At 69.8% G+C, this 21,535-nt stretch carries 21 protein-coding genes; 13 read left to right on the plus strand and 8 right to left on the minus strand.

Translation table 11 applies throughout. The features are described 5' to 3' along the window. Nucleotides 1-60: 60 nt before the first annotated feature. The 4 genes from BLQ49_RS16225 to BLQ49_RS16240 are packed head-to-tail and all read left to right on the plus strand — an operon-like array spanning nt 61 to nt 3,489. Complete coding sequence (locus BLQ49_RS16225) at nt 61-1,116, plus strand: class 1 fructose-bisphosphatase (RefSeq protein ID WP_091717394.1); 1,056 nt, start codon at nt 61-63, stop codon at nt 1,114-1,116. Nucleotides 1,117-1,139: 23 nt separating this feature from the next. Then, the gene (locus BLQ49_RS16230; protein WP_091717396.1) at nt 1,140-2,000 is read left to right on the plus strand and encodes a phosphoribulokinase; all 861 of its coding nucleotides are present in this window, start codon (nt 1,140-1,142) and stop codon (nt 1,998-2,000) included. 20 nt (nt 2,001-2,020) lie between these two features. Next, on the plus strand, nt 2,021-2,707 hold the full coding sequence (gene rpe, locus BLQ49_RS16235) for a ribulose-phosphate 3-epimerase (RefSeq protein WP_091717399.1): 687 nt from the start codon (nt 2,021-2,023) through the stop codon (nt 2,705-2,707). Further along, a complete protein-coding gene (locus BLQ49_RS16240) occupies nt 2,701-3,489 on the plus strand; it encodes an HAD-IA family hydrolase (RefSeq protein WP_091717401.1) in 789 nt (262 codons plus the stop codon). The genes rpe and BLQ49_RS16240 overlap by 7 nt, the downstream gene beginning before the upstream one ends. Here BLQ49_RS16240 and BLQ49_RS16245 read toward each other — a convergent pair. Beyond that, nucleotides 3,450-4,424, minus strand: a complete 975-nt coding sequence (locus BLQ49_RS16245) for an MBL fold metallo-hydrolase (RefSeq protein ID WP_091717403.1) — start codon at nt 4,422-4,424, stop codon at nt 3,450-3,452. The two genes, BLQ49_RS16240 and BLQ49_RS16245, sit on opposite strands and share 40 nt — an antisense overlap. 89 nt (nt 4,425-4,513) lie before the next feature. Then, nucleotides 4,514-5,581 (minus strand): SDR family oxidoreductase, encoded by a 1,068-nt coding sequence (locus tag BLQ49_RS16250; protein WP_091717406.1) that lies wholly within the window; start codon nt 5,579-5,581, stop codon nt 4,514-4,516. A gap of 217 nt (nt 5,582-5,798) precedes the next feature. Between BLQ49_RS16250 and BLQ49_RS16255 the strand changes: the two genes are divergently transcribed. Continuing rightward, on the plus strand, nt 5,799-6,545 hold the full coding sequence (locus BLQ49_RS16255) for a YebC/PmpR family DNA-binding transcriptional regulator (protein ID WP_091717408.1): 747 nt from the start codon (nt 5,799-5,801) through the stop codon (nt 6,543-6,545). An 8-nt stretch (nt 6,546-6,553) separates the two neighbouring features. Here the strand turns inward: BLQ49_RS16255 and BLQ49_RS16260 are convergent, their stop codons facing one another. Then, nucleotides 6,554-7,540 (minus strand): alginate O-acetyltransferase AlgX-related protein, encoded by a 987-nt coding sequence (locus tag BLQ49_RS16260; protein WP_091717411.1) that lies wholly within the window; start codon nt 7,538-7,540, stop codon nt 6,554-6,556. A gap of 214 nt (nt 7,541-7,754) precedes the next feature. Between BLQ49_RS16260 and ada the strand changes: the two genes are divergently transcribed. Beyond that, nucleotides 7,755-8,837 (plus strand): bifunctional DNA-binding transcriptional regulator/O6-methylguanine-DNA methyltransferase Ada, encoded by a 1,083-nt coding sequence (gene ada, locus BLQ49_RS16265; protein WP_091717566.1) that lies wholly within the window; start codon nt 7,755-7,757, stop codon nt 8,835-8,837. Here the strand turns inward: ada and BLQ49_RS16270 are convergent. Beyond that, on the minus strand, nt 8,834-10,147 hold the full coding sequence (locus tag BLQ49_RS16270) for a DUF5666 domain-containing protein (RefSeq protein WP_208859070.1): 1,314 nt from the start codon (nt 10,145-10,147) through the stop codon (nt 8,834-8,836). The genes ada and BLQ49_RS16270 overlap by 4 nt on opposite strands. A gap of 11 nt (nt 10,148-10,158) precedes the next feature. Further along, nucleotides 10,159-11,004: a DUF6502 family protein gene (locus BLQ49_RS16275; RefSeq protein ID WP_091717415.1), complete on the minus strand. Its 846-nt coding sequence runs from the start codon at nt 11,002-11,004 to the stop codon at nt 10,159-10,161. Between the two features lie 151 nt (nt 11,005-11,155). Between BLQ49_RS16275 and BLQ49_RS16280 the strand changes: the two genes are divergently transcribed. The 4 genes from BLQ49_RS16280 to BLQ49_RS16290 all read left to right on the plus strand — a co-directional run bounded on the left by BLQ49_RS16280 (nt 11,156) and on the right by BLQ49_RS16290 (nt 12,945). Beyond that, nucleotides 11,156-11,485 (plus strand): hypothetical protein, encoded by a 330-nt coding sequence (locus BLQ49_RS16280; protein ID WP_244507625.1) that lies wholly within the window; start codon nt 11,156-11,158, stop codon nt 11,483-11,485. Further along, the gene (locus tag BLQ49_RS30630; protein WP_280140979.1) at nt 11,482-11,616 is read left to right on the plus strand and encodes a hypothetical protein; all 135 of its coding nucleotides are present in this window, start codon (nt 11,482-11,484) and stop codon (nt 11,614-11,616) included. The genes BLQ49_RS16280 and BLQ49_RS30630 overlap by 4 nt, the downstream gene beginning before the upstream one ends. 36 nt (nt 11,617-11,652) lie before the next feature. Then, nucleotides 11,653-12,390 carry an outer membrane protein gene (locus BLQ49_RS16285; RefSeq protein WP_091717417.1) on the plus strand — a complete coding sequence of 246 codons (738 nt, stop codon included), beginning with the start codon at nt 11,653-11,655 and terminating at the stop codon, nt 12,388-12,390. Between the two features lie 183 nt (nt 12,391-12,573). After that, a complete protein-coding gene (locus BLQ49_RS16290; RefSeq protein ID WP_244507626.1) occupies nt 12,574-12,945 on the plus strand; it encodes a phospholipase A2 family protein in 372 nt (123 codons plus the stop codon). Between the two features lie 18 nt (nt 12,946-12,963). On the opposite strand, the gene grpE is transcribed toward BLQ49_RS16290, so the two are convergent. The 3 genes from grpE to BLQ49_RS16305 all read right to left on the minus strand — a co-directional run bounded on the left by grpE (nt 12,964) and on the right by BLQ49_RS16305 (nt 17,963). Beyond that, a complete protein-coding gene (grpE, locus tag BLQ49_RS16295) occupies nt 12,964-13,575 on the minus strand; it encodes a nucleotide exchange factor GrpE (protein WP_091717570.1) in 612 nt (203 codons plus the stop codon). 101 nt (nt 13,576-13,676) lie between these two features. Then, nucleotides 13,677-16,469, minus strand: coding sequence for a [protein-PII] uridylyltransferase (locus tag BLQ49_RS16300; RefSeq protein ID WP_091717419.1), 2,793 nt, complete (start codon nt 16,467-16,469; stop codon nt 13,677-13,679). A gap of 72 nt (nt 16,470-16,541) precedes the next feature. Beyond that, nucleotides 16,542-17,963, minus strand: coding sequence for a TAXI family TRAP transporter solute-binding subunit (locus BLQ49_RS16305; RefSeq protein ID WP_091717421.1), 1,422 nt, complete (start codon nt 17,961-17,963; stop codon nt 16,542-16,544). 155 nt (nt 17,964-18,118) lie between these two features. On the opposite strand from BLQ49_RS16305, the gene BLQ49_RS16310 reads away from it, so the two are divergent. The 3 genes from BLQ49_RS16310 (at nt 18,119) to BLQ49_RS16320 (ending at nt 21,486) form a co-directional block, all read left to right on the plus strand. After that, nucleotides 18,119-18,715 carry a regulatory protein RecX gene (locus BLQ49_RS16310; RefSeq protein ID WP_091717423.1) on the plus strand — a complete coding sequence of 199 codons (597 nt, stop codon included), beginning with the start codon at nt 18,119-18,121 and terminating at the stop codon, nt 18,713-18,715. 78 nt (nt 18,716-18,793) lie between these two features. Then, complete coding sequence (locus BLQ49_RS16315) at nt 18,794-20,005, plus strand: putative DNA modification/repair radical SAM protein (RefSeq protein ID WP_091717572.1); 1,212 nt, start codon at nt 18,794-18,796, stop codon at nt 20,003-20,005. Next, nucleotides 20,005-21,486: a UdgX family uracil-DNA binding protein gene (locus BLQ49_RS16320; protein ID WP_208859071.1), complete on the plus strand. Its 1,482-nt coding sequence runs from the start codon at nt 20,005-20,007 to the stop codon at nt 21,484-21,486. Before BLQ49_RS16315 ends, BLQ49_RS16320 begins: the two co-directional genes overlap by 1 nt. The last annotated feature ends 49 nt before the right edge of the window (nt 21,487-21,535 follow it).

Here is a 21,535-nt window from a genome sequence, read left to right on the forward strand (position 1 = left end):
CAGAGCCTGCGCGGAACGTGCGATCCCGGCAGGCGGGGTCCGAGCAGGAGGAGTAGGCCGATGGCAGATTCAGCGGCGATCGGGACGGCCCTCGAGACCTGCCTCGCGCAGGCCGTGGAGGCCGACCCCGCGCTGAAGGATGCCGCCGCGGTGATCGCGGCGGTGGCCCGCTCGGCGGTGGAGATCAGCGAACGGATCGGGCGCGGGGCGCTCGGCGGCGACCTCGCGGCTTCGGGCGATCACAACAGCGACGGCGATGTGCAGAAGGCGCTGGATGTCATCGCTCACGAGAGCGTGACCGCAGCCCTCCGCGATGCGCCCGTCGCCGAGGTCGCCTCCGAGGAGGCCGAGGAGGTGATGCGGCTGAACCCGGATGCGCCGCTCGCCGTCGCCATCGACCCGCTCGACGGCTCGTCCAACATCGGCGTCAACATGGCCGTGGGAATGATTTTCGGCATCCGGCCGTCGATCAAGGACCCGGGCAACCCGATCGCCTCGTTCACGACGCCGGGTTCTGCGCAGATCGCGGCGGGCTTCGTGACCTACGGCCCGGCCACCGCGCTGATCCTGACGCTGGGCCAGGGCACCCAATCCTACGTGCTCGATCGCAAGGACGGGACGTTCAAGCTGACGAGCCCGGCCATGTCGGTCCCGGCCTCGACGAAGGAGTTCGCCATCAACGCCTCGAACGCCCGGCACTGGGACGCCCCCGTGAAGGCCTATATCGAGGATTGCCAGCGCGGCACCGAGGGCCCGCGCGACAAGGATTACAACATGCGCTGGCTGGCCTCCCTGGTGGCCGACATCCAGCGCGTTCTGACCCGCGGCGGCGTGTTCCTGTATCCGGGCGACGCTCGGAAGAACTATGCCCGCGGCCGGCTGCGGCTCCTCTACGAGGTCGCCCCGGTGGCGATGCTGGTCGAGCAGGCCGGCGGCGCGGCGACCGACGGCCAGACGCGCATCCTCGACATCGTGGCCACCGGCATCCACGAGCGCGCCCCCCTCGTCTGCGGCTCCACCGAGGAGGTGTCGTGCGTTGCGGCCTACTACGCGGGCGGCAAGCCCGATGCCGGCCGCTCGCCGCTTTTCGGCCAGCGCGGCCTGATGCGCTCGTAAGCACGACGTAAAGTCCGAAACGAATGTCGGCGCGGCACCCCATCATTTCGGTGACCGGCTCCTCGGGGGCCGGCACCACCTCGGTGCGCAACACCTTCGAGCAGATCTTCCGCCGGGAGGATGTGCGGGCGGTGTTCATCGAAGGCGACGGCTTCCACGCCTTCGACCGGGACACGATGCGGGCCATGATGGCGCGCGAGCCGACGCTCTCGCACTTCGCCCCCCGGGCCAACCTGCTGCCGGAGCTGGAGGCGGTGTTCCGCAGCTATGCGGAATCGGGCACCGGCCGCACCCGCCACTACGCCCACGACCCGCACGATGCGCAGGCCTACGGCATCCCGGAGGGCAGCTTCTCGGAGTGGGAGGCGTTCCCGCCGGATTCCGACCTCCTGTTCTACGAGGGTCTGCACGGCTGCGTCGCCGACCCGGATGTCGACATCGCCCGCTATGCTGACCTGAAGATCGGGGTCGTGCCGGTGATCAACCTGGAGTGGATCCAGAAGCTGCACCGGGATCGCTCGTTCCGCGGGTATTCCACCGAGGCCGTCACCGACGTGATCCTGCGGCGGATGCCCGATTACGTGCAGACCATCTGCCCGCAATTCTCGTTCACCGACATCAACTTCCAGCGTGTGCCGACGGTCGATACCTCGAACCCGTTCATCGCCCGCTGGATTCCGACCGCCGACGAATCGATGGTGGTGATCCGCTTCAAGGATCCGAAGGGGATCGATTTCTCGTATCTTGTCTCCATGATCCACGACAGCTTCATGAGCCGGGCCAATTCCATCGTGATCCCGGGCGGCAAGCTGGATCTCGCCATGCAGCTGATCCTGACGCCGATGATCATGCAACTCGTCGAGCGCCGCCGCCGGCTGGCCTGAGCCAATCCCGAAAGCCTCCTATGCTCCCACCCATCATCGCCCCCTCGATCCTGTCCGCCGACTTCTCCAAGCTCGCCGAAGAGACCCGCGCCGTGGATGCGGCCGGGGCTGACTGGATCCATCTCGACGTAATGGACGGCCATTTCGTGCCCAACATCACCTTCGGCCCGCCGGTGGTGAAGGCGCTCCGGCCGCATACGGAAAAGTTCTTCGACGTCCATCTCATGATTGCGCCGGCCGATCCGTACCTCGCGGCCTTCGCCGAGGCGGGCGCCGACGGGATCACGGTCCATGCCGAGGCCGGGCCGCATATCCACCGCTCGCTCCAAACCGTCCGCGACCTCGGCAAGCGCGTCGGCGTGGCGATCAACCCGGGCACGCCGGCCGCCCTGGTCGAGCCGGTGCTCGACATCGTGGACCTCGTGCTGGTGATGACGGTCAACCCGGGCTTCGGCGGGCAGAGCTTCCTCAAGAGCTGCATGGATTCCGTGGCGCGGGTGCGCGCGATGGTGGCGGGGCGCGACATCCGCATCCAGGTCGATGGCGGCATCGACGCCGAGACCGTCAAGGTCGCGAGCCGCGCGGGGGCCGACACGTTCGTGGCCGGCAACGCGGTCTTCAGCGGCGGCCCGGGCGCCTATGCGGAGCGGATCGCGGCGATCCGCGACGGCGCGGAGGGCGCCTCCGGCCGCGACCTGTCGTGCTGAGCGCGCTGATCTTCGACGTCGACGGGACCCTCGCCGAGACGGAGGATCTGCACCGCCGAGCGTTCAACCGGGCCTTCGCAGCCCTCGGCCTGACATGGCGCTGGGACGCGGCGCTCTACGCCGACCTGCTCACCGTGATGGGCGGCAAGGAGCGGCTCGCCCATTACATCGAAACGCGCCGTCCGGACGAGGCGGCGGCGCTCCACGCCCTGGCCCCGGAGATCCACGCGCGCAAGACTGCCGCGTACAGCGACCTCGTGACGGAAGGTGGTCTGCCGCTGCGCCCCGGCATCGGCCGCCTGATCGGCGAGGCCCGGGCGGCCGGGATCCGTCTCGCGGTGGCCACCACCACCAGCCGGCCGAACGTCGAGCGTCTCCTGGCGGCGAATTTCCCGCCGGGCGCAGAACCCTTCGACGTGATCGCGGCGGGCGACGAGGCGGACCGCAAGAAGCCCGCGCCGGACGTGTTCCTCCTCGCGCTCGCTGGCCTCGGCATCCCGGCCTCGGAGGCGGTGGCATTCGAGGATTCGGCCGCCGGCATCAGCTCGGCCCGCGCCGCCGGGCTGCCGGTCCTGGCGACCCGGAGCCGCTACACCGACAGCCATCGGCTCGACGGCGCCTTCTCGGCGGTATCGGATCTCGGCGAACCGGGGCAGCCCCACCGCCATATCGCTGGCCTCGAATGGCCCGGCGGCGTTGTCGATCTCGCCGGCCTCATCCGATGGCACGAGGCCCTGGACGATCAGGGCACGGCGTTCCAGGCGATGGGGACCAGCCGGTAGCCCGGTCCGGTCCGCTCCACGTGCCCGAGGGACGGGAAGGGGAAGTGGTAGCCCACCACCAGCGCCTTCTCGGCCGAGGCCGTGTCGTAGAAGCGGTGGCGCGTCGCCTGCGCTTGGTCGGCATCGTAATCATACATGACGTGCCAGTCGGGGTGCTGCAGGAAGAAGGCCGGGATGTTGGTCACGTCGGACTGAATCAGCAGGCGGTCCGATCCGGAGGCCACCGCGAAGGCCGTGTGGCCCGGCGTGTGCCCGGGGGCGGCCAGGGCGGTGATTCCCGGGGCGACCTCCTCATCCCAGGCGAAGGTCCCAATCCGGTCTTTCAGGTCGGCGAGCACCCGCCGGGTGTTGGCGAAATAGGCCTGCGTCACCGGATCGGCGGCCCGGGCCATGTTGGCGTCGCTCATCCAGAAGTCCCAGTCGGGCGCCGCCGCACGGATCTCGGCCTTCGGGAAGGCGAGGCCGCCATCCGCCGTCTTGAGCCCGTTGGTGTGGTCGGGGTGAAGGTGCGAGAGCAGTACGAGGTCCACATCCTCGGGGCGGAGCCCTGCGGCTGCCAGATTCGCCAGGAGGCGTCCGACCGGCGCGCCGGGGACCGGCCCGTTCCCGGTGTCAATCAGGATCAACTTCGAACCGGTGTTGATCAGGGTCGGGTTGAACGGCACCGTGACCTGACCCGGAGGCATGTAGGCGGCCTGCGCAGCCCCGAGCGCCTCGTCGCGCGGGACGTTGCGCACGAAGCGATCGGGCATCGGAAAGCTCCGCACGCCGTCGTTCAAGATCGTGACATCGTACGTGCCGAAGCGCTTTCGATAGAAGCCGGGTGCCTGTGCGCCACCGAGGGGGCTGGTGGCTCGGGCAGGGCCACCGAGGCCGAGGACGCCGCCACAGGCGAGCGCACCTTGGATGAAGTCGCGACGGGCCGTGTCGGACATTAGATTCTCCGGGTCTTTGCCTTACGAAGCGCGATGCGACGCGGTGCGCCCCGCCAGGTCGCCGGTGTCCGCTGCCATGCGTCGCTCAATCAACGGGGCGACCGCACGCGTCTCCCCAGCCGGCGCTCCGCTGCCCCCTCGCTGCGGCCTTCACTGCGCCCCTGCGCCTCGGTGGCGAACAGCATCGTGCCCGCCACCACGCCGAGCGCCGCTGCGATCCCGAGCTTGAGCCAGCGCGGATCGGCCGCCGCCACATGCGCGGTGGCGCGGGCATCGAAGCGGCCATGCGCCCCGGGATCGGTGTCGACCGGCTCGTAGAGATTGTCGGGGCGGTTCTTCTGGGCCTGCACGCTGGTCATCTCCCCACGATAGCCGTGCCGGGCGAGGTATCCGTCGATCCAGCCCGGGATCAGCATGTTGCCGACGATCGCCTTCCAGGCCGAGGCGCCGATCCACAATTCCCGCGGCGCGTCATGGGCCGCCCGGAACACGTGGCGGGCGATGGCCTCGGGCTGGTAGATCGGTGGCACCGGCTCGAGCTTGCGCGGCAGCCGCGAGCGTGCCCAGTCGAATTGCGGCGTGTTCACCGCCGGAAGCTGGATCATCGTCAGCCGGACGCGGCTGCCGTCGTGCAGCAACTCGCTGCGCAAGCTGTCCACGAAGCCGCGCACGGCCGCCTTGGCGGCGCAGTAGGTCGCCTGAAGCGGGATCGAGCGATAGGCGAGTGCCGAGCCGATATGCACGATCGTGCCCCTGTCGCGCGGCACCATGTGCTTGAGCGCCGCAAGCGTCCCGTGCACCTGTCCGAGATAGGTGACCTCGGTGGCGCGCCGGAACTCCTCCGGGCTCGTCTCCTGCACGGGCGCGTAGATCGTCACCATCGCGTTGTTGACCCAGACGTCGATGCCGCCGAACCGCTCGGCGAGTTCATCGGCCGCCTGCGCGACGGCGTCGGCGTCGGCGACGTCCGCCGCGAAGGCCAGCGCCCGGCCACCGGCCTGCTCGACGTCGCGGATCGTACCCTTGAGCCCCGCCTCGCCTCGGGCGATGAGGCCGACATTCCAGCCGTGCCGGGCGAATTCGTGGGCCACGGCGCGGCCGACGCCGGCGCTTGCGCCCGCCACCATCACCGTATTGCGTCCGTTCCGGCTCGACATCGGGTCCCCAGCTGAGAGAGAAAATCCCTGCAGCAACGCCTGATCGTGGCAATCTTTCCGCTTCCACCCGATCACGAAGATCAAAGGTGGAGGTCTCGGGGCTCGGCCGCCGCGTTGCTTCGTCGAAACGGGGCGGCCTATAACGCGGGCGACCTCACAGCCGCGTCGGCGGGGTCCCTAATGCCCGCCCGCGCCAACGAACAAAGTCCGACACGCCATGGCAGGCCATTCCCAGTTCAAGAACATCATGCACCGCAAGGGCCGGGTGGACGCGGTCCGCTCGAAGGTGTTCGGCAAGCTCGCCCGCGAGATCACCGTGGCGGCCAAGCTCGGCACGCCCGATCCGGCGATGAACCCGCGCCTGCGGGCGGCGATCCTCGCGGCCCGCGCCGAGAACATGCCCAAGGACAATATCGAGCGCGCCATCAAGAAGGCCGCCGGCGCCGACGGCGAGAACTACGAGGATATCCGCTACGAGGGCTACGGCCCCGGCGGCGCCGCCCTGATCGTTGAGGCGCAGACCGACAACCGCAACCGCACGGCCTCGGACGTGCGCTCGGCCTTCACCAAGTCGGGCGGCAGCCTGGCCGAGACCGGGGCCGTCGCGTTCATGTTCGACCGCGTCGGCGTGATCGCCTATCCGGCTTCCGTGGCCGATGCCGACACGATGCTGGAGGCCGCAATCGAGGCCGGCGCCGACGACGTCAGCTCCGGCGAGGACGGGCACGAGATCATCTGCGCGCAGGATTCCTACGGCGAGGTCGCCAAGGCGCTGGAGACCCGCTTCGGCGAGCCGAGCCGCACCGGCCTGATCTGGAAGGCCCAGAACACGATCGCCGTCGATGACGAGACCGGCGAGAAGCTGATCCGCCTCGTCGAGGTGATCGAGGATCAGGACGACGTGCAGAACGTCTACGTGAACTTCGCCCTGTCGGACGCGCTGGTGGCCAAGTTGGAGGCCTGACGGGCCTCTCAGGCGCGGGCCGCCGCGAGTTCCGCGCCGAACCGCGCCTGCGCGTAGCGCTCCACCGAGAAGGTGTCGTCCGGCACCTGCACCATGAAGCGCTCGGCCACCTCGGTGAGCACGATGTCGGGCTTCACCCGCTCGATATACGACCAGTCCAGCGCGGTGCTCCAGACGAAGTGCAACTCCCGGAAGGTCTCGGCCAGCAGGATCGTCAGCATGTACGGCATGACGTGCGAGAACGAATCGCCGAACAGCACGAGGCGGCGCGGATCGGTGGCCTGGGCGTTGCCGTAGACCACGTGCGCGCCGACATGCAGCGTGTGCAGGAGACCGGCCTTCTCCCGCGCCTCCACGATCGGGCTGGCATAGGTCCGAACGGCGTCCTGCTGGATCAGCACGGTCCGTGACCGCGCCCGCCGCGGCGGGTCGAAGGCGCTGCCCAGGTCGCCGTCGTGGTCGGTCTCGAAGAAGGGGCGGTCCCGCAGCGCCGCCCGGGGTTCGGTCTGAAGCGCCCGGCAGATCTCTGCATAGGCGAGATAGCAGCCGTCGAAGGACCAGTGCGTATCGGTCCGGCAGTAGAGATCGGCCGCGTCACGCTGGGCGCGCAGGGGCGTCACGAGGTCGATGCAGGTCTCCCGCCAGCGCTTCCGCCGACGCCAAGCGGCGTAGAGGCCGTAGGGCGTGCGCAGGCCCCGCGTCGGGGGCTCGCCATTGCGCAGCCGGTAGGCCGGCGAGGCGTCCGGCCGGATGGTGATTCCGTCGAGGCGGTGGTCGTAGACCATCAGCTTCTCCGGCGCGACGACGTGGCGGTACAGGATACCCATGGCGCGCAGGCGCCGCTCCCGGGCCGCGACGAGGCTGCGCCATTGCCAGACGAGTTCGGTCGTCTCCTCGGGCCGCTCGTACTGGCCGAGGACGTCGTTCGTCCCCGTCTTCAGGAACAGCCATCCATCCTGTCCGACATGGATATGGTCGGTGTTGCTTGGCGCCACGATACCCCCGTGCGGCTGTTCGACCAGTCACGGCCGGGGCACCGGTTTTACAGCATCGATCCCGACCTCAAACGATGCGACGGAAAAATTCGGCCGCAAGGAGCAGGATGCCCGGTCGGCGGTGCAGGGCCAGGATGGGCACAACGTCGTCTTTCACCCGCCGGAGCTCGTCTTGCCCCTCTCCATCGTGCCCGCCACACTGCAGAGTACCGCCATGAGCTCCGTTTCAAGGGCCGACTCGCCGCCTGACCCCGACGCTGCCCGCTGGGCCGCCCTGATGGCCCGCGACGCCGGGGCTGACGGCACTTTCGTGTACGCAGTCCGCACCACGGGGGTGTATTGCCGGCCGAGTTGCCCGTCGCGGAAAGCCCGGCCCGAGAACGTCTCCTTCCACCGGACCTGCGCCGACGCCGAGGCCGCGGGCTTCCGGCCGTGCCGCCGTTGCCGGCCGGATGAGCCCGACCTCGCCGCCCGCCGGGCCGAGGCCGTGGTCCGTGCCTGCCGCCGGATCGAATCATCCGAGACTGCACCGACGCTGGCCGCGCTCGCCCGCGACGCGGGCCTCAGCGCCTACCACTTCCACCGGGTGTTCAAGGCCGCCATCGGTGTGACGCCGAAGGGCTACGCCGCCGCCCACCGCGCCGCCGGCCTGGCCGCCCAACTGCCCGGCGCCGCCTCCGTCACGGAGACGCTCTACGCGGCCGGCTACGGCGCGGCGAGCCGCTTCTACGTGCAGGGCGCGCCGCGCCTCGGTATGGCGCCCGCGGCCTATCGGAAGGGCGCCGCGGGCCTGCGCATCCGGTTCGGCATCGGCGCCTGCAGCCTGGGCGCAATCCTGGTCGCGGCGACCGACCGGGGCGTCTGCACGATCCTGCTCGGGGATACGCCGGAGCCGCTCCTGCAGGATCTCCAGGACCGGTTCCCGGGCGCGGAGATCGTGGGCGGCGATCCAGCCTTCGAGGGCTGGATGGCGCGAGTCATCGGTTTCGTGGAGATGCCGGGTCGCGGTCTCGATCTGCCGCTCGACATCCGCGGCACGGCCTTCCAGCAACGGGTCTGGGAGGCGCTGCGGAAGATCCCCGTGGGCTCGACCGCGACCTACGCGGAGATCGCCCGCGCCATCGGGCTGCCGGCCGCCACTCGGGCAGTCGCGCAGGCCTGTGGGGCAAATCCGGTCGCGGTCGCGATCCCCTGCCACCGGGTGGTGCGCTCGGACGGGGCTCTGTCCGGTTACCGATGGGGCGTCGCCCGCAAGCGCGACCTGCTCCTACGCGAGGCGGGCACGCAAAATTCCTAGCGGCGGCCACCCGGAGGCCCGCCGAAGCCGCCCGGAGGCCCGCCGGGCCCCCCGAAGCCACCCGGACCACCCCCCGGCCCGCCAGGTCCGCCAGCAGGGCCACCGAAGCCCCCCGGTACGCCGGGCGGTGCGCCGCCGAAGCCACCCCGCGGCCCCCCGAAGCCGCCGGGACCCTCGGCGCCAGGGATCGGACCAGCGCCGGGGCGCGTGTCGATGACGGAGCCCCGCTGTTCGCCCAGTGAACTCGCCCGACCGCCCGGCTCCGCACCGAAGCGTCCCGGAAGCTCGTCGGGCAGGTTGCGCAGGTCCAGGCGGTCGCGGTCCCGCTCGAATCGCGGAGCCTCGGGCTGCCGGGGTTCGGGGGCGATACGGTCTTCGATTCGCAAGCGGTCCACCGTCAGGTTGCCGTCGCGGGCGATGTCAGCGGTCACCACGGCGCGCACGCTGCCCTGACGCGGCACCTTCGCACCCGGACGCCCCGAGACCCTGTAGCCGGAGCCGAGGTCCAGGCCGTTCCCCGCCCGGCCGATATAAGCCTCGATGGAAAGCTGCTTCAGCCCAGGGGGGAACGGCAGGCCGAGCTGCGCGGCATTGGTTACGCTGATTGCACCATGCGTTGCCGTTCCCGTCACGAGGGCGCGCCGGCCCGGGGGCAGGGTGGCGGCGCCCGTCAAGCGCAGGGACCCGATCCTGAGGGCTCCGTCCGCGCCGCGCCGCACCGGACCTGCGACCCGATCCGGCCCGGCCTCGCGCGGCTCGACGAGGCTCGCCACGATGACCCCGTCCGGCCGCCGCAATCCGCTGACCGCGACCCGCGCCCCGGGCTTCCAGTCGCCGGAGAGGCCCGCGGTGGAGACCCGCTGGCCCAGCACGATCAGCCGTCCCGGTGCGGCTGCCTCCACCGGACCCACCACCTCGCTGGCCACGTCGATGCGGCGCGTGGCGAGGCTGCCGCTTTCGGGCCTCGCGACCACGTGGACCACGTGCCCGATCCTGAGGTCGGCCGCCTTCGCGGGCGCGCCGTCGATGCGCACCTCGACCTCCGGCGGGTAGGCGATGCGCAGGTCGTTGACGATGATCGAGCCGAAGCGGCGGATGGTGCCGATCACGCCCGTGCCGCCGATGCCACGGTCGCCTTCGCCGAGGGAGCCATTCGAGGAGCCATCCCGCGGCCCGTCGGTGCGCATCATGCCGGTGCCACCGATCCCCTGGTCGCGCGGTGTCTCCTGCGGCCGGGCGGGGGACGGCAGCAGCGTCGCGGCGCCCGCGAGAAGGCGCAGGACGAAGCGGCGGTTGGGCATGGCTCGCACCGGCCGGACCCTCAGCGCTCGTCCGCGGGACGCGCGGGCGGCACGGCCTCCGCGTAGACGTAGAGTCCGAAGTTCCAACGGTGATCGCCGCCCGGATCCTCCTGGCAGGCGGCATGCGCCTCCCGGTTGGCCTGCTGCAATGCCTCCATGGCGATCTCGCGGGCCCGCGCCTCGAGCTTGGCCGCGAGCTCCTTCGAGAGCCCGTCGTAGTGGACGGCCCGCTCCAGAAACCGCGGCTTGTCGCCCACGATGTTGGCCACGGCCGCCGCAATGTGGTCGTGCAGGTTGCGCCCGAAATAGTAGAGCTGCGGTCCCTCCGCGCCGTCGCCGCGCGGGACGTAGGCGGCCTCGGCCAGCACGATTCGGTCCTGCGTATCCATGAAGGCGAGGCCGCGGTCGAGCCACTCGTCGAGGACCGCCCGGGGGCGCAGGTCGCGCGTCACGCCCGAGACGAGGGTCTCGAAGGAGGGCGCGTTGCCCTCGGCGGTCCGCGGCAGCGGCAGGGGATGCCCCTGCGGATCGGTGAAGGCCGGATCGGCGATCCAGCGGGCGATGATCCGACTCGTGCGCGAGACCACGGCAGGCACGACGCTCACGGGGGCGCCGGCTCCGCGCAGCCGCCGAACCTCCTTGCGATGAATGCCGGTGAGCAGGGAGACGCGGCTGTCGGTCTGCTCCTTGCCCGCCAAGGCAAAATCGTATTCGGCCACGTTCACGTAAAGTTCGCGCAGCAGGTCGGTCAGCGCCGGAAAGGTGATGCCGCGCGCCACCAGCAGGCGTACCAGCGGGCGCAGGAGCCGCGCCAGCGGCGCGTGCAGGCTTGCACCCTCGCGCGGTGTTTCGGCAATCTCGGACATAACTCGGACGTTAGACGAAGTGGCGTGGGAGACAATCCCACAACGTGCGCAGACGCACGCCGATCTTCTCATTTTGCGTTGACGTGGGAATTTTACACACGTAATTTCGCTGTGTGGTCAAATTTCCCACGGAAAAAGCGGAGTTCAACGGATGACGGTCGAGACACGCCTTCTCACTCGGGACGCGTTGCCGCCCATCCGGATTCAAGAATTCACCACCAAACGGATCTCGAAGGACAATCCCATGTCGCGGCTCGGGCGTATCGTCTGCGTCCTCGCCGCCCTCGCGCTGCCCGTCTTCGGCATCGCTGTCGCGGACACGGTCCACCGCGCCGGCGAAACGAAGGCGTCGCAGGCCGCCGCTCCCGTCAACCCCTCAGACGGGGCGGCGGCACCCCAGCGGGCCATCACGCCCTTACGCGCCCTCAGAGCCGCCCGGGTCGCCTCCCGCGCGATCGGGCGCGGGGAGGTCCGGTCGTGATCGCCCTATCCCCGGCCGACCGGAACGACGCACGGCCGCCTTCGACCTGCGGCGGCGCCTCCATCCTCGATCTTGCGCTGTGCTTGATCCTGTCGGTGACCGTCGTCGGCCTGCTGCTTCTGGCCCTCTGATCCTGCGGCCCAGCCGCATCACAGATGAGACACCGTATGACGCTCTCGTTTCGCGCCACGTTCCTCGGCGCCGCGGCAGGCTTCGTCGCATTCGGCGCCCAGGCTGCGGATCTGCCCCGCCGCGCGCCGCCGCCGCCCCTGCCGCTGCCGCCGGTCTTCACCTGGACGGGCTTCTATGCCGGTCTGAATGCCGGCTACGCGTTCCACACCAACAGCGGTGGCTTCACGGATCCGACCTACGGTGCCGTGACCGGCGGCAACCGCTCCGGCGGCTTCGCAGGCGGTGGCCAGATCGGCTACAACTACCAGTTCACGCCCGGCTCCGGCTTCGTGATCGGCTTCGAGACCGACATCCAGGGCACAGCCTTCGCCAAGGCGGATGCAGCCTATCTGGGCGCGACGCCCTATTACAGTGTCCGCCCGAGCCTCGACTATTTCGGGACAGTCCGCGGCCGCCTTGGCTATGCCTTTGATCGCGTCCTGATCTACGGGACCGGCGGCTTCGCGTATGGCGGCGGTTCGCGCGCCTCCAACGCCGCCTCCTATCCCTACACGCTGCCCGGGACCGACCGGACCGGCTACGCCGCAGGCGGTGGCGTGGAATACGCCTTCACCGAGAAGCTGTCGGCAAAAGTGGAAGCCCTGTACGTCCAACTCGGTCGCGGTTTCGCCGGGACCACCTACTACAACGCCGGTGTCCCGGCGTATTATGGTGCCGGCAAACAGGATTCAGGGTTCGCTCTGGTCCGCGCCGGGGTGAACTATCGGTTCTAAGTCAGTATTGAATGCGGCGGATCTTGACGGGGCGGCCGGGTTCCGTCGCTATGCGCGATGTTCGGCTTTGCGACGTCATCGGCCGGTCGCGCCTGTCGGGGCTGGTCCGGGGGTCGTTGGTGCCGGATGCCGCGCGGGTGTCACCACGCGGTGTCGGGGGCATTTCCGACAGGATTGGCCGTGATGACTCTCAGTCTCCACGCCTCAGCGGCGTCGTTCCTCGTCCTGAACCTCACGACCTTCGCCTCGGCGCAGGCGCTGGAGGTGATCCCGCCCGGTCCTGCCGGGCGGGGCGCCGTGCTGATCTACGGCAATTTCTGCGGCCCGGGTAACCGTGGCCCCGGCTACAGGCCCATCGACGCCCTGGACCGCGCCTGCGCGCGCCACGACGCCTGCTCGGCCGACCCGTTGTCGGGCATAGTCACGACCTGCGCCTGCAACCGGCGGCTTGAAGTTGAGGCGAGCGCGGTCGCCCGCAACCCACACGCGCCGGCTCACACCCGCGAGACGGCCCGGTTCATCGCCGATTTCATCACGAGGCTGCCCTGTCAGTAGGGCACGCCGTGGGAGCGCTCAGGCGGCGTCGGCCGGGTTGGCGGCCGCCTTGGGGCCGCCCTTCGCGACACCCACCAGGGCTGGGCGCAGCACCCGATCGCCGATGACGTAGCCCGACTGGACCACCTGCACCACGGTGCCGGCGGGCACGTCCGGGTTCGGCACCTCGAACATGGCTTGGTGCCGGTTCGGGTCGAATTTCTGGCCCTGCGGCTCGACGATCTTTACGCCGTGGCGCTCCAGGGTCTTGGCGAGGTCGCGCTCGGTGAGTTCGATCCCGTCGATCAAGCCTTTGAGCGCGCCGTCGGCCGAGGCCTTTGCGTCGGCCGGGACGCTGTCGAGGGCACGGCGGATGTTGTCGGCCACGTTGAGCACGTCACGGGCGAAATTCGTGACCGCGTAGGTGCGGGCATCGGCGACCTCGCGCTCGGTGCGGCGGCGCAGGTTTTCCATCTCGGCGAGCGTGCGCAGCGTCCGGTCCTTCAGCTCGTCGCGCTCGGCGGTGAGAAGGGCCAGGGTCTCCGCGATGGGATCGACGGACGCCTCGGCGCCCTGGCCCGCGGAGGCGGGATCCTGGGCCGCACCGGCACCGGCCTCGACCGTGGTCTGGCGCTGGTCATCCTGGGGCATGTCGTTGCTCGTCATCGTGTTTCAGTCGTCCGGGGAAGGGGTTCAGGCACGCGGAACCGGCGCTGATATCTGGCCCGGGGCCAGCGAAATCAACCCGTTGCTCATGCCTCGCGCGGGGGCGGTGCGGCGACCAGCGCCTCCAGCCCCTCGGCTTTGAGGGCAGCGACGTCGCCGGCGAATACATCCATCACGGCCCCGCGGATCGCGGCCTGCCGGTCGGGCTGCGTCACGCGCGTGCCGGTGAGGTCGGTGACGTAGAAGACGTCGACCGCCCGCTCGCCGAAGGTCGCCACATGCGCCGACGTGATGTTGAGCGACAGCCGCCCGAACGCGGTGGTCAGCTCGTAGAGCAGGCCGGGCCGGTCGAGGCCGGTGACCTCCACGACGGTCTCCCGGCTCGACAAGGCGTTGTCGAGCGTCACGTCGGGCGGGACCGGGAAGGTCTTGGCGCGGGTGGTCGTGGGCGGGTGCTTGTCGGCCACGAGGTCGGCGATGCGGATCTCGCCCTTTAGCGCCCGCTCGATCGCCGCCGTGATGCGCTTCGTCCGGCGGGTTTCATCCTCATCCCGTTCGAAGGCGCGGGAAATGAAGATCGTGTCGAGGGCGAAGCCGTCGGTCGTGGTGAAGATCTGGGCGTCGACGATGTTGCTGCCCGCCGCCGCGCAGGCGCCGGTGATGATGGCGAGCAGACGCGGATGGTCCGGCGAGTAGATCGTGATCTCGGTCACGCCCCGCACGGGGTCGAGGGCGACGTCGGTGGCGCTGGTGCGGCCGTCGCTCAGGGCCTCGCGCAGGAACATCGCGTTCTTGAGCTGGCGTGTGCCGTCGACCTTCAGCCAGTAGGCCTGCCCGTGCCGGGCCGCGTAGGCGTCGAACTCCTCCGAGGCCCACCCGGGCAGCCGCTCGCGCAGGCCCATCTGGACGAGGCGCACCCGGTCGGTGCGGGCGATCTCGGAATGGCCGCCCGAGAGGAACACCTCGGTCTCGTCGTACAGGGTGCGGATCAGCGTACCTTTCCAGGCCGTCCAGACGCCGGGGCCGACCGCCGTGATGTCGGCCACCGTCAGGATGGTCAGGAGCTTCAGGCGCTCCAGGGTCTGCACGCTCGCGGCGAAACGCTCGATCGTCTTGGCGTCCGAGAGGTCGCGGCTCTGCGCCGTCATCGACATCAGCAGGTGGTGCTCGACGAGCCAGCGCACCGTCTCGGTCTCGGCCTGGTTCAGGCCGAAGCGCGGGCAGAGCTTTTCCGCGATGGCGGCGCCCGCGATGGAATGGTCCTCCGGCCGGCCTTTGGCGATGTCGTGCAGCAGGATCGCGACGTAGAGCGCCGTGCGATTATGGATCGTGTGCACGAGGCGCGAGACCAGCGGGTAGGTCTCCTGGCTCCGGCCGGATTCGATGTCGGCCAGCACGCCGACCGTGCGCAGCAGGTGCTCGTCCACCGTGAAGTGGTGGTACATGTTGAACTGCATCATCGCGACGATGCGACCGAAATCCGGGATGAACCGGCCGAGCACCCCCGCCTCGTTCATCTCGCGCAGGGCCTCCTCGGGGGCGTTGCGGGAGGTGAGGATGTCGAGGAACAGGCGATTGGCCTCCGGATCCCCGCGCAGTGACGGGTTGACGAGCCGCAGCGAGCGGTTGGCGAGGCGCTTGGCGTCCGGGTGGATCGCGAGGTTGTGCCGGTCGGCGAGCCAGAACAGGCGGATCAGGTTCGTAGGATCGCGCTCGAAGGCGTCCTCTGCGCGCAGGTTGACCCGGCCGTGGTCGATCCAGAAATCCTCCGCCTCCATGGCGGTGGCGCGGAACCGGTCGCGGAACCGGCCGATCCAGCGGTCGAGCACCGGCGTGCGCTTGGCGTGGCGCGCCTCCAGCTCCGCGCAGACGATGGCGGTGAGGTCGCCGACATCCTTCGCGAAGCGGAAATACGCCTTCATGAAGCGCTCGACGCCCGAGAGGCCGCCACGGGGCTCGTAGCCGAATCGCTCGGCGATCCGCGGCTGCAGGCCGAAGGACAGGCGCTCTTCCGCACGCTTCGTCACGAAGTGCATGTGGCAGCGCACCCGCCACAGGAACTCCTCGCAGCGCTCGAACAGCGCGTATTCCTCCGGGGTGAACAGGCCGGCGCTGACGAGCTCGGCCTGATCGCGCACCCGGTAGGTGTACTTGGCGATCCAGAACAGGGTGTTGAGGTCGCGCAGGCCGCCTTTGCCGTCCTTGACGTTGGGCTCCACGAGGTAGCGCGACGAGCCGGCCTTCGAAACGCGCAGGTCGCGTTCGCGCAGCTTCGCCTCAACGAACTCGGCGGCCGAGCCGACCACCAGTTCCATGTCGAAGCGCGTCACCAACTCCTCGAACAGGATCCGCGAGCCGAACAGGAAGCGCGCCTCCAGAAGGGATGTGCGGATCGTCATGTCGGCCCGCGCCTCGCGCAGGCACTCCTCGACGGAGCGGGTCGCGTGGCCGACCTTCAGCTTCAGGTCCCACAGCACGTAGAGCATCGCCTCGACGACGCTCTCCGACCAAGCCGTCTGCTTGTAGGGCAGCAGGAACAGCAGATCGATGTCCGAGCCCGGCGCCATTGTGCCCCGCCCGTAGCCGCCGGTGGCGACCACGGCGAGCTGCTCGCCGGTGGAGGGGTTGTCGTTGGGGTAGAGCCGCCAGACCACGGCGTCGTGGATCGCCCGGACCACCGCGTCGGTGAGATTCGAGAGCGTCTGGGCGCAGCGCAGGCCGTTGCGATCCCTGAGAAGCTGGGCCTCGGCGGCGCGGTGGCCCTCCTCGATCACCCGGCGCAGCTCGGGCACGAGGGCGGCGCGGAGCTTGGTGGGCTCGCGGGCCTCGCGGTCGAGGTTTTCTAGGACCGTGGCAAGGGCGGCGACGGGATCGAACATGGCTCCCGTTAGCATGATATCCCTACGCCGCCAGCCATGCGGCGATGCGGAACACGCTGGCGGCGTTAGTCACTACTCCGCGGCCGGCAGGTCGAGGGCTAGGAGTCGCGCCGTCCGGCTGCGGGTGGTCCTGCGCGTCTCCGCCTGATCGGTCTGTCGCCGGGCATCGGCGATGGCCGCGTGAACCCCATCCACCGCCAGGATCAGCGCGCTCACCGTGCGGGTATCGATGCTGCGCTCCCGGGCATAGCAGACGACGTCGGCCACAAGCTCGTCGGTCTCAATCGCAAGCGCGTCGAGCGCCTCGCTCTGCGTCGCCGCGCGCACCTCGCGCATGATGGCGAGCAGCCGGTCGAGAACGAAGTCGACCCGCTCCCGGCGCTTGCGGGCAAGCCGCTGACCGAGCCACGCGAAGCCGGAGCCGATCGTGCCGCCGAAGAAGGCGAACAGGTAAATGTAGTCCTCGTAACGATCGAGGAAGGTCTGCTGCTCGCGCTCGAAATAGTCGACTGCGCCGGGGTGGTTGGGAAGGCGCGCCGAGGTCGCCGCCACCGTCGTGTCGAAGTCGGGGGCCTTCATCAGCTTGGCGACCGGGGCCGCGGCGGCGAGGCGCGAGCGCCACTCGAACAGGTGCTGGGTCGCCGAGGCCACCGCGACCCGGCTCACCGTGCCCCGCGCCATCAGGCGGTAGGAGGCGCCGACGGTCTTGATCTCCTCGTCCGGGCGCTTCGGACGCCCGCCGAATGTGCCGGCCGGGATGGTCACCGATTGCAGTTCGGGGAAGCGCTGCAGGATGGCGTCCCCGTCGGGAATCGAGACGAAGCCGATCTTGCGCTCCGGCGAACCCAGCTCGACGGCGTGCACCACCGCGCCGGCCGTCTTCGAGGCGGGACTGGCGATCACCGCGACCGCATCGACGCGCTTGTCGTTGAGCGCGGCTGTCACCTCTCCGACCTTCAGCGGCACCACCACGACGTGGCCCGCCTCCGCCTCCTCAACTGCTGCACCGCCCTCGGGCACCGCCTCGGCCCGGTTCTCCGGCACGAGGTCGTAGAAAGAGAGCAGGTTCGTCAGAAAGGGCAGGTCGGCGCTGTGGCGCACCACAATGCCGAGGCGCTTGCGCGTCAGGGCGGGGATGTCGTCGATATCGGCCGCCTCCGGCGCCGCGATGACGAGGGCCTCGTCGTGAAGGATCGCCAGCGTCAGGCCGTTCTCGGGCAGGAACACGTCCGGCCGGACAACGGCGAGGTCGGCCTTGTTCCGCTGGAGCGCCATCGCGCTGTCGCGGACGTCGCCGTAGCGCACGACCTTGAGGCGCACATCTTCGCGAGCCCGGTCGAGCGCGCTGGCATAGGCCTCGATCAGCGCGGCTTCGGGCCCGTCCTGGGGGCCGACTGCCACCGTGAGCGTGTTCGGACGCGACAGATAGACGATCGCCGCTGCGACCGCAGCCAGGCCCAGGGCCACGAGGACCAGGAGCCATTCGCGCCGCATCAGAGACGCCACCAAAGCGTGGAGGCGCTGCCGCCACCGGGGTCGCGGACGATCGGGCGAGGGACGGTGGTTCGGGCCATGGCCGAGCCTGTCGCGTTGCGCGCGTTCCATACCCAAGTCATGGAACGCAAACCTGTCGAGATCGTGAAGAACCGGTGAAACGAACATTCGTTGCAGGATCCGGGCCGGGGGCCCCGAACGCCGCGGCTCCGCCCCCGAAGCCGGTCAGCCCGACCTGGCTCGAACGGTCGGCGCTGCACTACCTCGAGCGCTATAGCGCCTCCACCGAGATGCTGCGCCGAACCCTGGCGCGGCGCGTGGAGAAGCGGGCACGGCTGCGCGGCGAGGACCCCGCGGCCTTCGCCGAGATGATCGCCGCCACGGTGGCGCGGGCGGTCTCGGCCGGCCTCGTGGACGATGCGCGCTTCACCGAGACCCGCGTCGCCACTTTGCGCCGTCGCGGCACGTCCAGTCGGGGCGTCTCGGCCAAGCTCGCCGCCAAGGGCGTTCCGCGCGACGTGGTCGAGGCGGCCATGCAGGCCGAGCGCGATGCTGTACCGGATGGGCAGGCGGCCGACATCGAGGACCAGGCCGCCCAGGCCTACGCCAAGCGGCGGCGGCTCGGGCCGTATCGCCGGCCGGACCAGCGGGCCGCGTACCGCGACCGGGATCTCGCCGCGATGGCCCGGGCCGGGTTCGCTTACACCCTCGCGCGGCGGGTGGTGGATGCAGAGGTGGACGAGCCGGAGTGATAAGGGTGCGGCATCGCGACCTGGGGTGAGAAGCGGCGCGCCCTTGCACCTTTGGCCGTGTTGTTCATTGTCTGTTCGATGGACGAGACCCTCGCCAAGAAACTGCGCATCCTGGCCGATGCCGCGAAGTACGATGCCTCCTGCGCGTCCTCGGCCGCGCCGAAGCGCGCCGCCGGCAAGGACGGTCTTGGGTCCACGACCGGCGCAGGGATCTGCCACGCCTACACGCCGGATGGGCGCTGCGTCTCGCTGCTGAAGATCCTGCTGACCAACTGGTGCCTGTTCGACTGCGCCTATTGCATCAACCGCCGCTCCTCGAACGTGCGGCGGGCGAAGTTCTCGGTCGAAGAGGTCGTGAATCTCACCCTCAATTTCTACAAGCGCAACTACATCGAGGGCCTGTTCCTGTCCTCGGGCATCATCAAGTCGCCCGACCACACGATGGAGCTGCTGACCCGGGTGGCGAAATCGCTGCGGCGCGACCATGGCTTTGCCGGCTACATCCACCTGAAGTCGATCCCTGAGGCGAGCCCCTGGCTGATCGAGGAGGCCGGCCTTTATGCGGACCGGCTCTCGATCAACGTCGAACTGCCTACCGAGGCGAGCCTGCAGCAGTTGGCCCCCGAGAAGGATGGCGCCGCGATCCAGGGCGCCATGGCGCAGATTGGCGAGCGCATCGTGCAGGCCAAGGCCGAGAAGCGGCGCTTCTCGCCGGCCGGGCATTCGACGCAGGTGATCGTCGGTGCGGATGCCACTACCGACGAGGCGCTGATCCGCAAGAGCGCGCTGCTCTACGGCAGCGTCGGTTTGAAGCGGGTCTATTACTCGGCCTTTAGCCCGATCCCGGATGGCTCGGCGATCCTGCCGCCGAAGCCGCCGCCGTTGCAGCGGGAGCACCGGCTGTATCAGGCTGATTGGCTGCTGCGATATTACGAGTTCACCCCCGACGAGGTCGCCGATGCCTCGGAGGGCGGCATGCTCGCCCTCGACATCGATCCGAAGCTCGCCTGGGCGCTCAAGCACCGCGAAAAGTTTCCCGTCGACGTGAACAAGGCCGATCGGGAATGGCTGCTGCGGGTGCCGGGGCTCGGCGCCCGGGCGGTCGACAAGATCGTGAAGGCCCGCCGCCACGCGACTCTGCGCCTGGACGATGTCGCTCGGCTGACATCGGGACTGAAGCGGGCGCGGCCGTTCCTGGTCGCGGCCGACCACAGGCCGGTGGGGCTCACCGACCGGCTGGATTTGCGCACGCGGCTGGTCGAGCCTGCGACGCAGCTGAGCCTGTTTTGATGGAGGCTGGAACCTCGCCACTCCCTCCCCCCTCTGCGGTGGGAGGGGATGCGTGTCGGGCGCGCGCCATCACCTTACGCCCCGGCGCCGATCTCGACGGTTTCCGCAAGGCCGTCCGAAGCCTCGTCGCGCAGGACATCCCGCCCGAGGCCGTGACGTGGTCGGTGACGGACGCGCCCGGTCTCTTCGGTATGGAAGGGGAGGGGACGCCCGCCCCACCGCTCGCCCTGCCCAAACCCGTCGCCGCCCTGATCCCGCAGGTGATCCCCCACCGCGATCCGGAGCGTTATGGCCTGCTCTACGCCCTGATCTGGCGCGTCTGCCACGGCGAGCGGCATCTGATGGAGGTGGGCAGCGATCCGCTGGTCCACCGCCTGCACCGGATGGCGAAGGCGATCGGGCGTGACCTCCACAAGATGCACGCCTTCCTGCGCTTCCGCCGGGCTGAAGACAGCGGCGGCGAGCACTACGTCGCGTGGTTCGAGCCCGATCACCACATTCTGGAGGCGGCGGCGCCGTTCTTCGTCAGCCGTTTCCGCGGCATGCGCTGGTCGATCCTGACGCCGGACGGCTCGGCGCATTGGGACACGGAGACCCTGACCTTCGGCCCTCCGGGCGATCGCGCGGAGCTGCCCGAGGGCGATGGCTTCGAGGCCGGCTGGCAGACCTACTACGAGAGCACGTTCAACCCGGCCCGCACCAACCTCAAGGCCATGCGGGCCGAGATGCCCAAGAAGTATTGGCACAATATGCCGGAGACCGCCGCGATCCCGGCCCTGGTCCGGGCGGCGGCCGGGCGCACCGAAGCGATGATCGAGAGGGAGCCGACCTTGCCCACACGCCGCGAACCCGCCCGCGCCGTCGCCGCGATGGCCGACCAAGACCCCAAAAACCTCGACGAACTGAACGCGATCATCCGCCGGACCGAGCCGCTGGTGCCGGGCGCGACCCAGGCGGTGCTCGGCGAGGGCCCGGTCGGCGCCACCATCGCCTTTGTGGGCGAGCAGCCGGGCGATCAGGAGGACCGGCAGGGCCGTCCCTTCGTCGGGCCGGCGGGGCAGCTCCTCTCCCGCGCCATGGCGGAGGCCGGGATCGACCGGGGGGCGAGCTACCTCACGAATGCGGTCAAGCATTTCAAGTTCGAGGAGCGCGGCAAGCGCCGCATCCACCAGAAGCCGACGGCCGGCGAGGTCAGCCACTATCGTTGGTGGCTCGATCGGGAACTGGAGTTCGTCGCCCCGAAGCTCGTGGTGGCGCTGGGCGCGACGGCCGTGCTGGCGCTGACCGGCAAGGCGGTGCCGATCACCCGCGCCCGCGGCCCGTTCCGCTTCGAGCGGCACGACAACCGCTTCCAGGGCTTCATCACGGTCCACCCGTCCTACCTGCTGCGCCTGCCCGACGAGGCGAAGGAGGAGGCTTACGCGGCCTTCGTGGATGACCTGCGCCGGGTGGAGGCGCTGGGGCAAGAGCTCGCGGCGTGATCCTCTGCGTCCCGCGATTCTGTTATGCTGACGGGCGCCGATTCGCTCC

It is taken from the genome of Methylobacterium phyllostachyos (assembly GCF_900103445.1).
GTDB classification, from domain to species: domain Bacteria; phylum Pseudomonadota; class Alphaproteobacteria; order Rhizobiales; family Beijerinckiaceae; genus Methylobacterium; species Methylobacterium phyllostachyos.

Excerpts from the sequence above, each read along its gene's own strand:
- BLQ49_RS16250 (WP_091717406.1), bottom strand. The coding sequence starts at position 5,581 with ATGTCGAGCCGGAACGGACGCAATACGGTGATGGTGGCGGGCGCAAGC.
- BLQ49_RS16315 (WP_091717572.1), top strand. The coding sequence starts at position 18,794 with ATGGACGAGACCCTCGCCAAGAAACTGCGCATCCTGGCCGATGCCGCG.
- BLQ49_RS16255 (WP_091717408.1), top strand. The coding sequence starts at position 5,799 with ATGGCAGGCCATTCCCAGTTCAAGAACATCATGCACCGCAAGGGCCGG.
- grpE (WP_091717570.1), bottom strand. The coding sequence starts at position 13,575 with ATGCCCCAGGATGACCAGCGCCAGACCACGGTCGAGGCCGGTGCCGGT.
- BLQ49_RS16280 (WP_244507625.1), top strand. The coding sequence starts at position 11,156 with ATGACGGTCGAGACACGCCTTCTCACTCGGGACGCGTTGCCGCCCATC.
- BLQ49_RS16245 (WP_091717403.1), bottom strand. The coding sequence starts at position 4,424 with ATGTCCGACACGGCCCGTCGCGACTTCATCCAAGGTGCGCTCGCCTGT.
- BLQ49_RS16225 (WP_091717394.1), top strand. The coding sequence starts at position 61 with ATGGCAGATTCAGCGGCGATCGGGACGGCCCTCGAGACCTGCCTCGCG.
- BLQ49_RS16290 (WP_244507626.1), top strand. The coding sequence starts at position 12,574 with ATGACTCTCAGTCTCCACGCCTCAGCGGCGTCGTTCCTCGTCCTGAAC.
- BLQ49_RS16320 (WP_208859071.1), top strand. The coding sequence starts at position 20,005 with ATGGAGGCTGGAACCTCGCCACTCCCTCCCCCCTCTGCGGTGGGAGGG.
- BLQ49_RS16285 (WP_091717417.1), top strand. The coding sequence starts at position 11,653 with ATGACGCTCTCGTTTCGCGCCACGTTCCTCGGCGCCGCGGCAGGCTTC.
- BLQ49_RS16275 (WP_091717415.1), bottom strand. The coding sequence starts at position 11,004 with ATGTCCGAGATTGCCGAAACACCGCGCGAGGGTGCAAGCCTGCACGCG.
- BLQ49_RS16230 (WP_091717396.1), top strand. The coding sequence starts at position 1,140 with ATGTCGGCGCGGCACCCCATCATTTCGGTGACCGGCTCCTCGGGGGCC.
- BLQ49_RS16300 (WP_091717419.1), bottom strand. The coding sequence starts at position 16,469 with ATGTTCGATCCCGTCGCCGCCCTTGCCACGGTCCTAGAAAACCTCGAC.
- rpe (WP_091717399.1), top strand. The coding sequence starts at position 2,021 with ATGCTCCCACCCATCATCGCCCCCTCGATCCTGTCCGCCGACTTCTCC.
- BLQ49_RS16305 (WP_091717421.1), bottom strand. The coding sequence starts at position 17,963 with ATGCGGCGCGAATGGCTCCTGGTCCTCGTGGCCCTGGGCCTGGCTGCG.
- ada (WP_091717566.1), top strand. The coding sequence starts at position 7,755 with ATGAGCTCCGTTTCAAGGGCCGACTCGCCGCCTGACCCCGACGCTGCC.